This window comes from Laspinema palackyanum D2c (assembly GCF_025370875.1).
GTDB classification, from domain to species: Bacteria; Cyanobacteriota; Cyanobacteriia; order Cyanobacteriales; family Laspinemataceae; genus Laspinema; species Laspinema palackyanum.
Genome location: NZ_JAMXFD010000056.1, coordinates 1 through 10,822, shown reverse-complemented (window position 1 = coordinate 10,822; position 10,822 = coordinate 1). Strand labels below are relative to the sequence as shown.

Annotated in this window: 9 protein-coding genes and 1 other RNA gene; 8 read left to right on the top strand and 2 right to left on the bottom strand. The window is 47.7% G+C overall.

Annotated features, from left to right (window positions below; translation table 11 throughout):
* Nucleotides 1–201: 201 nt before the first annotated feature.
* A complete protein-coding gene (locus tag NG795_RS28040) occupies nt 202–1,548 on the bottom strand; it encodes a lipid-A-disaccharide synthase-related protein (RefSeq protein WP_367291887.1) in 1,347 nt (448 codons plus the stop codon).
* A 116-nt stretch (nt 1,549–1,664) separates the two neighbouring features.
* Between NG795_RS28040 and ssrA the strand changes: the two genes are divergently transcribed.
* Nucleotides 1,665–2,056: a transfer-messenger RNA gene (gene ssrA, locus NG795_RS28035) on the top strand.
* Nucleotides 2,057–2,112: 56 nt separating this feature from the next.
* A complete protein-coding gene (locus NG795_RS28030) occupies nt 2,113–3,135 on the top strand; it encodes a hypothetical protein (RefSeq protein ID WP_367291886.1) in 1,023 nt (340 codons plus the stop codon).
* Nucleotides 3,136–3,272: 137 nt separating this feature from the next.
* On the opposite strand, the gene NG795_RS28025 is transcribed toward NG795_RS28030, so the two are convergent.
* Entirely contained in the window at nt 3,273–3,755 is a 483-nt protein-coding gene (locus NG795_RS28025; protein WP_367291885.1) for a 2TM domain-containing protein, read from the bottom strand.
* Nucleotides 3,756–3,977: 222 nt separating this feature from the next.
* Between NG795_RS28025 and NG795_RS28020 the strand changes: the two genes are divergently transcribed.
* The 6 genes from NG795_RS28020 (at nt 3,978) to nth (ending at nt 10,452) form a co-directional block, all read left to right on the top strand.
* Complete coding sequence (locus tag NG795_RS28020) at nt 3,978–4,109, top strand: hypothetical protein (protein WP_367291884.1); 132 nt, start codon at nt 3,978–3,980, stop codon at nt 4,107–4,109.
* Nucleotides 4,110–4,297: 188 nt separating this feature from the next.
* Nucleotides 4,298–6,538 (top strand): CBS domain-containing protein, encoded by a 2,241-nt coding sequence (locus tag NG795_RS28015; protein ID WP_367291883.1) that lies wholly within the window; start codon nt 4,298–4,300, stop codon nt 6,536–6,538.
* A 320-nt stretch (nt 6,539–6,858) separates the two neighbouring features.
* The gene (serS, locus tag NG795_RS28010) at nt 6,859–8,142 is read left to right on the top strand and encodes a serine--tRNA ligase (protein WP_367291882.1); all 1,284 of its coding nucleotides are present in this window, start codon (nt 6,859–6,861) and stop codon (nt 8,140–8,142) included.
* 65 nt (nt 8,143–8,207) lie between these two features.
* Complete coding sequence (locus NG795_RS28005) at nt 8,208–8,366, top strand: hypothetical protein (RefSeq protein WP_367291881.1); 159 nt, start codon at nt 8,208–8,210, stop codon at nt 8,364–8,366.
* A 256-nt stretch (nt 8,367–8,622) separates the two neighbouring features.
* Complete coding sequence (rseP, locus tag NG795_RS28000; RefSeq protein WP_367291880.1) at nt 8,623–9,711, top strand: RIP metalloprotease RseP; 1,089 nt, start codon at nt 8,623–8,625, stop codon at nt 9,709–9,711.
* A gap of 63 nt (nt 9,712–9,774) precedes the next feature.
* A complete protein-coding gene (gene nth / locus NG795_RS27995; RefSeq protein WP_367291879.1) occupies nt 9,775–10,452 on the top strand; it encodes an endonuclease III in 678 nt (225 codons plus the stop codon).
* Nucleotides 10,453–10,822: the final 370 nt, after the last annotated feature.

Here is a 10,822-nt window from a genome sequence, read left to right as displayed (position 1 = left end):
ATGATGTCAGATGCTATGTCTGTCATGGTTTTAAAATATTCCTCAACTCTCCTATTTTACCTGCGGAATGTGGGATTTAGACTCGCTATAACATAATTTTAAATGCTGAATCATTCACTTTGGTGAATGCCAAGAGGAAGAAACGACTAAAGTCGTTACTACCAACAAAGAACCTCAGTTTTCCTGTTCGTAGTAACGACTTCAGTCGTTTCCGGACCCCCAAGACTCAGAAGATCCCCATAACTCCATTAAATGACTCGCAATTCGTCGGGATGCACCCGGTTCTCCCATGCGACGCTGACCATTTTCACCGATGAGTTGCAGCAAGTCTGGGTCCCGTAAGAGTTGCTGGATGACTTCGGCGACTTTATCCGGGCGTTTGACGAGGGTTACTGAGGGTCCCAGGAGGCGACTTTGCGCTTCGGCAAAGGCGGGGGTGAATTGGGGGCCTTTTCCCGGGAGGGCGATCGCCGGTTTGCCTAATCCCACAAATTGCTCGGTTGCAGTTCCGGCCATTGCGATCGCCACATCTCCATATCGCAAGCACTCCACAAATCCAGTCTGAGTGAGTAACAATCGGGCGGTTTTCTGGGTAAAGCTGATGGCACCGGATGCTTGTAAAGTTGCGATCGCCCGATCAATTTCAGAGGGTCCCGGATTTTCTCCAATTCCATCCAGGAGAGAGGATTGGCGATGCCATCCGTAATTTTCCAACTCCTGGGAGAAATGTTCAATCTTTAACCCCGGGGCGATTGCTGCTAGGATAACCGGATGGCGATTGTTGAAAGTTTCCACCACCGACGCCACTCCCCACAGGATTTGCTGCCAATTTCCATAAGCTTCCGGTGCTCTGGATCCGGGTAATAGAGTGACGACGAGCGATCGCTGGGTTTCTTTCAGTTCCGCATCCGGGTCATAAAAAATAGGCGCTGAACTGTCTACCTCCAAATCATCCATCATTGGATTCCCCAAGTCATAAGCCGGAATCGAAAACTGCTGTAAGGTTGCTGTAGTGAGAGAATCCCGGGGAAAAACCGCCTTACAGCGTGGATTCCGCATTAAAGCGCGTTCCCAAGGGACATAAACGGACCCGGACCAACTCTCGAAGCGCTCAAACCAAGTGCGACGGGGTAACAGTCCCGCCTCATCCCGGAGATAATATTCAGACTTGGCGGTGCCGATAAAGGCGTAGGGAAGCCCACTCAAGCGCGCAAAGAGCAAGGGGACAATATCCCCAACCGCTAAGACAGCATCCCCTTGTTTGGCCCATTCTCGGATGGCTTGATATTGTTTCCAGGTTAATCCCAGCAATCCGTGGGAGATATCCCCTAATAACTGCCGTCCATCCATATAGACAAATCCCCCGGATGGCATGGGTTTGACGGGACCGATAATGTCTATCTCCGGCAGTTGCAGGTAGGCACTTCCATCGCCGACGAGGGGGAGTGCCGCTAAGTCTGGAGAATGCGGATGCTGCTGGAGTTGGCGCAATACCCGTAGGGCGATCGCATCTTCTCCATGACCATTACTCAGACAGAGTATTTTCAAACCTCACTTCCTCCATTGATTGCTCTCCCAGCCCGCCATTGGACCCAATTCACAAATTAATTTGTTAAACCTATTGTCATCCCCAAAATTTTGATTATAATAGAAGAACAGTGCACGGGGCCTTATTGGATTCGATTCGGTAGTGAACGCTGCTCCGTGATTCAGGCCGAGAGTGAGTTGTCTCTCGTCAATCCCCAACTCAAAAAAAAAGTAAATGCGAACAACATCGTTCCTTTCGCTCGTAAAGCGGCCACTGTTGCTGCCTAACAACCTCTAGTAGGTTTTGAGCGGTCTGTAGCTTGACTCCGTTAAAGGCTGCGGACAAACCCTCAACGGATGCTCTAGTAAGGTTTCTCTGGTTACTTGCTAGTTAAGACTCAACCTGAGTATCCTGTCATCCGGGATAATGGATGGTCCCCGCCCAGAGGGTTAAATGGGCTACGCCTGTGAATGAGCGGTAAGTTAATAACTGTCGAACACACGGGTTCGATTCCCGTAGGTTCCATGGTCATCAAAAAAATCAACCCATCTGATACAATCATGTAAAGGATGGGTTGATTTTTTATGAACGCTAAAACAGTGATTGTTATCTGTGAAAACCCCAGATGTGGTCAGGAATTTACCAAGCCTTTAGCGGAGTTTAAACGCAGTGAAAGGCTGGGACGACAACACTTTTGTTCGCTCAAATGCTATGCCAAGTTTAAAGGAATTAAAAATTTTAAAGATAAAATCAAGACGAATTATGATGGATTAAAGAAAGGAAGCGATCAAGATGATTTATCTCCCTTTCGCCATCCTCTAAAAATTATTAGAAAATCAGTTAAGCAGCGAAAGATAGAGGCCTCGGTTACCTTACAAGACCTCAAGCAAATTTGGGACCAACAAGGCGGAATTTGCCCTTATACGGGATGGAATTTGGTGCTGTTTCCTTGCACAACAGACTACCAATCCCGTCCTTTAACAACAAATCGAGCGAGTGTAGACCGGATTGATTCCTCGAAAGGCTACAGTCTCGATAATATCCAATTTGTGGCGGTGATGGCGAATTTGGCTAAACATAGTTTTAGCGAAACTGAACTCTTAGAGTTTTGTCAAGCCGTTTATCAAAATTATCACAGTCAAGGGAGGAATGTCGAAAATATTACGGGGGGACAAGATAGGGAATTAGAATTCCTCCCTTATCAATTGAATCCTGTTATGTTTGAGTCTTCAAGGGTCAGTACGCGAATTGACAGCTATTCTCCGTTTCGGCAGCATTTGAATTTAGCTCGAAAACACGCTCAGATGAAGGGACGGGAATGCAGTCTGACGTTGGAGGATTTGAAGCAATTGTGGGAAAGGCAGGGGGGACGATGTGTTTATACGGGGTGGGAATTGGAGAATCCCGGGACAACGAATGGGTGGTTGCAGTGCGATCGCCATCCTCGAAGGGCCAGTTTAGACCGAATTGATTCAACCCGGGGATATCGGTTGGGAAATGCCCAGTTTGTTGCAGTGATGGCAAATTATGCCAAGCGGGATTTTGAGGAAGCACAATTATGGGAATTTTGTGCGGCTGTGGTAAAATATTGTCGGGAAAAGAAGTAAAAAAAATGCCATTGCCGTTTAATTCACGGATTCACCGATGTTCCCCTAAGCTACTCTTGATAATTTTTCCAAAGAAAAAAATTGGGTGGGAATTACCCACCCGATAAACCTCTATCTTGCTCAACCGTTAGAAGCATTTACAAGAGTCCCTCTTGCGGTTTAAGCCACTTGTTTAAAGTCGTATGGATGGTTTGGCCAATTTGCTGCTTTAATCGCCAAGCTGCAAAGGCTTTATCATACTCTTCTCCATCCAGTTGGTAGGTTTTCCATCCTTTCAGGGCAAGGAACAATCCCCAGAGAAATAGGATCGGCAAACTCCAAGTCAGCGTGTGCGCCGTCAGGAGATTCAAGACGACCAAAAATGAGTTAGCAATCCCATAACGAACGAGATTATTTTTGAACTTAGTCTGGCGATAAAGGTCAAAACCATGCCGTTCTTTCAGTTGACCTTGATTCATCAGCCATTCTTGTTCAGCCTGGACAATATTGGCCGGTGGAATGCCGAGTTCTTTGGCGATTTCGACCAGTTGAACTCGGGAAAACTCTTCGGATTCGGTTTGGCGGGCGATCGCCAGGTGGAGGATTTCCTGGACGGCTTCTTGGGTGTAAGATTCAGGCATTGCAGTTCGTTTCGATAGGAGGAATCGGATCAGAGAATTCTTAAAACTCTTTTTCCTGTTATTGTAGCGAATCTCAAGGCGGAACGGGCCTTTTTCTGAGTACGGATGACTCCCCTATGGAACTGGGGATGATACCAATTTCCAGGGCGTCCTAAAGCATCGGTCCCGGAGTGGGGAACAGCCGGAGATTGCCCAAAAATTTTACTAATTAGCCACAAATTAGTGCCAAAACCCGGGTTCTTTGTTGGATTGATGGAATCCCTACCCCGAGGTCCTGGGGTTGAACTACAACGGAAACAGTCCCCAGCGCGATCGCATCCCCCATACGGAAATCCACCCGCGATCGCTGCATAAACGCCTAGAATAAAACAATCCAATTTAACATCTTTATTTCCAGTTGCTAATTGCCGACAACCCAGCAGCCTTCGATAGATCCTCCCGGGTTTTCTTGTAAAACTTACAGAAACTGCCTTGATCTCATCCCCTCTCATCCCTGTTCTTAACTTTAAAAAAACGATTGAAACTGGCCCTCACCCTTAACAATGCCTGAACCCTATCACTCTGCCAATTCCTCCATGTCCATCAATCATTCCCTGATGTATTCCGCTGCCCTTGAACGGGCAATTGACCCTAACCCACCCATCGTTGCCCCTGAAACATCCCTCGAAGAAGTCCTCGCCTTGATGAGTCATGTTAGAAGTAGCTGTCCCTTACCTTCCTTCACGGACTCCATTGAAACCAATATCTGGCAGTCTGTGAGGGCCAGTTGTGTCCTAGTTCTAGACGGAGCACCCACGGTTTCTGAACAACTGAATGCAATTCGAGAGACGGGAAAACTCCCCGATCGCTCAGAACGAATTCTTGCTAGTCAAGTGGGAATTTTTACGGAACGGGATATCGTCAAAATGACCGCTGCTGGCGTTGATTTAAAAACCGTTAAAGTCTCCACTGTCATGACTGCACCCGTGGTTACCCTCACCCAATCGCAATCCCATGATATTTTCACCATCTTGTCGGTTTTTAGACAGCATCAAATTCGCCACCTCCCCCTAATTGACAATCGCGGCTACATTTTAGGAATTCTCACCCCAGAAACCATTCGCCAAGCTCTACAACCTGTCCGTCTTTTAACTCAGTTACGAGAAGTTAAAGACATCATGAGTCCTAACGTCATTCAAGCCCCCCTAAACGCTTCTGTGCTTGAGTTAGCTAAATTAATGGCCGATCGCCGGGTGAGTTGCGTTGTCATTTGTGAAAACTCCCCCAACCCCGATACCCCCTACCCCCCCGCCAAAATTCCTGTAGGAATTGTCACAGAACGAGATTTAGTTCAATTTCAAGCCTTGCAATTAGACTTAGGAAAAATGCAGGCTAAAGATGTCATGAGTTCCCCATTATTTTCCCTCAGTCCCCAGGATTCCGTGTGGTTTGCTCATGAAGAAATGCAGCGCCGACGAGTGCGCCGGTTAGTGGTTTGTAGTGTCCAAGGAGATCTCTTGGGACTGGTTTCCCAAACCAGTTTATTGCAAGCCTTACATCCGACGGAAATGTATGGAGCAATTGAAAGTTTACAAGAAGTGGTGGAAAATCGCACCAAAGAATTAAAAGAAACCAATGAGCAATTGCAACGGGAAATTGAGGAGCGCAAACGGGCTGAAATGGCCCTGCAAACCGCCCATGATAATTTACAAAAATTGGTAGAAGAACGGACATCGGAACTGCGAGCAACGAATGCCAAACTCCAACAAGATATCTGCGATCGCCAGCGAGTTGAGGCCGCCTTGCGCGAGTCAGAGGCTCAATTTCGACAGCAAGCCCAGGAATTAGAAGCGGCTATGCGATCGCTACAACAAACCCAATTCCAACTCATCCAATCGGAAAAAATGTCCAGTTTAGGACAATTAGTCGCCGGGGTTGCCCATGAAATTAACAACCCTGTTAACTTTATTTATGGGAACCTTTCCCATGCAACCCAGTATATTCAGGACCTCTTAGAACTGATTGATTTGTATCAAACCCATTTCAATCAAAATGTTCCTGAAATTGAGGATAAAATCGAAGATATCGATTTAGATTTTTTAGTCAGTGACCTGCCTAAAATGATTGCTTCCATGCAGATTGGAGCCGATCGCATCCGGTCAATTGTCTTATCCTTACGCAACTTTTCTCGCCTCGATGAAGCCGATCGCAAGCGGGTCGATATTCACGAAGGACTGGATAGTACCCTGCTGATTTTACAACATCGACTCAAAGGCCATCCGGGACGGCGAGAAATTGTCATCGTCAAAGAATATGGAAATTTGCCCAAAGTGGATTGCTATGTTGGTCCACTCAACCAAGTATTTATGAATATTATCACCAACGCGATCGATGCCCTGGATATGGGACATAGCAACAACGAGCGATCGAATGGTAAAGCGCTGTCCAAGTCTCCCTTGTCCTCCATCCCTGCCACATCCCCCACCATCCGTATTCGCACCCAAGTGGACGAAGGCGATCGCATTACCATCTCCATTGCAGATAATGGTCCAGGCATGACCGAAACCGTCCGTCGTCGCTTATTTGAACCCTTTTTTACCACCAAACCCGTCGGCAGTGCTACCGGGTTAGGATTATCCATTAGTTATCAAATAGTTGTCGAAAAACATAAAGGACAATTGCATTGTTCTTCAACCCCCGGATATGGCACCGAATTTAGGATTGAAATTCCCCCTTTCCAACCCCATTATGAACCGCCCCTGTTTGATGCCCCCAGCCAGAACATACCATACCACGACTCCTAACTGCTAAGACGGCCACTGCTTAACCCTTCAAATTTCCAGAGAATGGGTAGATGATACCCAGACAGCCCATGATATAATGAAGGGTTTTGAACTGTTTTTAAGCCCAGCCCACTGAATCAGTCAATTGTCCTCAAAATTAAATCATTTTAATCCTTGAATCAGCAATGATAAGATATAAAACTTATTAGAAAATGCCTGAACTTCACGGTTCAAGGTCGGCATTCCAGCTTGAGTTGGGGAATTGCGGCAACTGCCTCCCCAACCGACGCCCTGCCAGACTAGAGTAACCAAAACTAACGCGCCAAAACAGAGGAACATTCGTGCTCGATATTAAACAAATCCGAGAAAATCCAGAAACCATCCAGGAACGCCTGAATCGCCGAGGGGAAGGCTATGATTTACAGCCGATATTAGACTTAGATCGCACCGGGAGAGAATTAGAGACCCAGCGATCGCTTCTTCAAGCCCGCAGTAACGAAATCGGCAAGCTGATCGGTCAACAGATGAAATCCGGCAGCAACCCCGATGACCCCGCCATTCAAACCTTAAAAGAAGAAGGCAACCAACTCAAAGCGCAACTGAGCGAACTCGAACCCCGAGAAAGAGAACTCAAAGCCGAACTCGACAACCTCCTCTTAAACCTCCCCAACCTCCCCAGCGACTCCACCCCCGTGGGTAAAAGCGAAACCGAAAACGTCGAAGTGCGGCGCTGGGGTGACGAATATCTCCCAAAACATGACCAAATTCGCCCCCACTGGGAAATTGGCGAACAAATGGGGATTATCGACTTTGAGCGCGGGGTGAAAATTGCCCAAAGTCGCTTTATCAGCCTGATTGGGGCCGGTGCAGCCTTAGAACGGGCCTTAATCAGCTTTATGCTCGATCGCCACATTCGCCACGGTTATGTAGAAGTCATGCCGCCAGTTTTAATCAATAGCACCTCCCTGCGTGGGACCGGCCAACTGCCGAAATTTTCCGAAGAGAGCTTTCAATGTAGCGAGGATGACCTCTGGCTGGCCCCCACCGCCGAAGTGCCGGTAACCAATCTCTATCGTGATGATATTCTCGCACCGGAGAATTTACCGATTTATCACTGTGCCTATACCCCTTGTTTTCGCAGGGAAGCGGGGGCTTATGGCAAAGATACCCGAGGATTGATTCGACTCCATCAATTTAATAAAGTTGAACTGGTCAAAATTGTGGCCCCAGAGACCTCCGAGGATGAACATCAAGCCCTAGTGCAGGATGCCGAAGCCATTCTCCAAGCCTTGCAACTGCCGTACCGGGTATTGGAACTCTGCACCGGAGACATTGGCTTTGGGGCGCAAAAGTGCTACGACTTAGAAGTCTGGTTACCCTCTTCCGGCAAGTATCGGGAGATTTCTAGCTGTTCTAATTGTGGAGATTTCCAAGCTAGACGCGCCTCCATTCGATTTAAAGAAGCGGGGAAAAAGGGTACTCAATTTGTTCATACCCTCAATGGATCCGGTTTGGCCGTAGGGCGAACAATGGCCGCAATTTTAGAAAACTATCAGGATCCAGATGGCACAATTCGGATTCCCGAAGTGCTGCAACCGTATCTCGGAGGTAAAACCGTCTTGTAAAAGCAGATGGGGAGTTTGTTCGTAGTAACGACTTCAGTCGTTCCTCTCGGGTCATGGCGATCGCCATGACACCCACTATGAGCGGATTAAGCACCTGTTTGGGGACTGGCGCGATCGCCTCCCTTGAGGGCGTGACTTGGCAGATGCCAAATAACGCGGAAACGACTGAAGTCGTTACTACGAACATGGACCCTATTCACCCCATTTTCCCCATCCTCAAGTGATGGGGATGAAACGACTGAAGTCGTTACTACAAACTTGCCTATCCACCCTATCCACCCCATCCTCAACTAGAGACATTGGAGCCTCGGGCATCAGGGGCGATCGGCAGAAACCGACGGGTCAGCCTAAAATAACAATAAGTCAGGATTTACGCATAATCTCCAGTCGGACTGAGGGACTGCGTAAGTCCGAACAATGAGTGAAGACGGGTTCATTGAGCCAGTCTGTGATAGTAACAGAGTTTAACTGGGGTTTGTAATGTCAGTATTGGCAGCGATCGCGGTTCTGGCGATGCTTATTTTCGTCCACGAACTGGGACACTTCATGGCGGCCCGATTACAGGGCATTCACGTTAATCGTTTCTCAATCGGATTTGGGCCAATTTTATGGAAATACCAAGGCCCAGAAACCGAATATGCCATACGCGGGATTCCCTTGGGAGGCTATGTCGGTTTTCCTGATGATGATCCCGAGAGCGAAATTCCGCCTGATGACCCGAATTTGCTCCGCAATCGCCCGATCCTGGACCGGGCGATCGTGATTAGTGCCGGAGTCATCGCTAACCTGATCTTTGCCTATCTGCTATTAGTCGGACAGGTGGCAACGGTGGGGGTGCAAGACTTTGACTATCAACCGGGGGTAAAAATCGCCCAAGTGATGTCGGAGGAGACTGCCGCGCATCGGGCGGGGATTCAGGCCGAAGATATTATATTGCAAGCCGGTGGAGAGGAATTAGACGCTTCTGCACAAGCGGTTCGCTCCCTGATGGAGATTATCCAAACCCATCCTGAGCAAGTTCTGGAACTCCAGGTGCAGCGGCAGGATGAAACCTTTAGAGTGCCGATTTCCCCGGAACGCGATGAAAGCGGGAAAGGGATTATTGGCGTGCAATTGGCTCCTCACGGCACCCTGATTCGTCACCGCGCCGAGAGTATCCCCGCAGCGTTTGGGGAAGGTGCCGTGGAGTTTCAACGGATTACGGTTTTAACGGTGCAAGGATTTGGACAGTTAATTCGCAATTTCCGAGAAACGGCGGATCAAGTGTCGGGTCCGGTGGCAATCGTGGCGATCGGGGCGAATATTGCCAAGTCTGATGCGGGAAATCTGTTCAGATTTGCGGCTTTAATTAGCGTTAACCTAGCGATTATTAACATTTTGCCGCTTCCGGCCCTCGATGGCGGTCAGTTGGCATTTTTGTTAATTGAAGGATTGCGCGGTAAACCGTTGCCGACTCATATTCAAGATGGGGTGATGCAAACCGGGTTAATGTTGCTGTTGGGGTTGGGTATTTTCCTGATTGTTCGGGATACGGCCAATTTAGGTTGGGTCCAACAGTTATTTCAATAAAGGTAATGAAGGATGACGCTATTGCAAGCGGTTCATCCTTCATTAGTTCGGAAATTTTTTACTATGAATATTACTCGGAAGTGGGCGGCGACGAAGCAGCGGGCGATCGAGATTTTAATTCGCCTGAAGCGATTGTATCCGGAGGCGGACTGTACGCTAAATTATGAGACGCCGGTGCAGTTATTGGTGGCGACGATTTTATCGGCACAATGTACAGATGAGCGGGTAAATCAGGTGACTCCGGAGTTGTTTCGACGGTTTCCGGATGCACAGGCGATCGCCCATGCGGATATTGAGGAGTTGGAACAGTTAATTCGTTCTACAGGGTTTTATCGGAATAAGGCGAAAAATATTCAAGGCGCTTGTCGGGCGATCGTAGAAAAGCACAATCATCAAGTGCCAAAACGGATGGAATTGCTGGTGGAGTTGCCTGGAGTTGCCCGAAAAACGGCCAATGTTGTCCTGGCAAATGCCTATGGAATTAATCAAGGCGTAACGGTGGATACCCATGTGAAGCGGTTATCCAATCGGTTAGGATTGACGGAAAATACGGACCCGGTGAAGATAGAACGGGATTTAATTCGCCTACTTCCCCAAGAAGATTGGGAAAATTGGTCGATTCGGTTGATTTATCATGGACGAGCGGTTTGTACTGCAAAAAAACCCGCTTGCGATCGGTGTGAGTTAGCCGATTTATGTCCAGCAGCCGATGTTAGTCTGCTTCCTAATGTATTGGGATAGTTTTCCCTAGGATTAAGACTCCTGGATGCCCGATTATTTGGGGTAAAGAAACGACTAAAGTCGTTACGACGAACAAAGAAACCTTTTTTTCCTGTTTGTAGTAACAACTTCCGTCGTTTCCGGGTTCTTAGTCATGACTTTAAAGGAAGAAACGACTAAAGTCGTTACTACGAACAAAGAAACCTTTTTTTCCTGTTTGTAGTAACAACTTCCGTCGTTTCCGGGTTCTTAGTCATGACTTTAAAGGAAGAAACGACTAAAGTCGTTACTACGAACAAAAAAACCTTTTTTTCCTGTTTGTAGTAACAACTTCCGTCGTTTCCGGGTTCTTAGTCATGACTTTAAAGGAAGAAACGACTAAAGTCGTTAC

Bases quoted from the DNA above. Each gene is read 5' to 3' on its own strand.
- NG795_RS28030 (WP_367291886.1), top strand. From the start codon at position 2,113: ATGAACGCTAAAACAGTGATTGTTATCTGTGAAAACCCCAGATGTGGT.
- NG795_RS28025 (WP_367291885.1), bottom strand. From the start codon at position 3,755: ATGCCTGAATCTTACACCCAAGAAGCCGTCCAGGAAATCCTCCACCTG.
- NG795_RS28015 (WP_367291883.1), top strand. From the start codon at position 4,298: ATGCCTGAACCCTATCACTCTGCCAATTCCTCCATGTCCATCAATCAT.
- NG795_RS28005 (WP_367291881.1), top strand. From the start codon at position 8,208: ATGACACCCACTATGAGCGGATTAAGCACCTGTTTGGGGACTGGCGCG.
- rseP (WP_367291880.1), top strand. From the start codon at position 8,623: ATGTCAGTATTGGCAGCGATCGCGGTTCTGGCGATGCTTATTTTCGTC.
- nth (WP_367291879.1), top strand. From the start codon at position 9,775: ATGAATATTACTCGGAAGTGGGCGGCGACGAAGCAGCGGGCGATCGAG.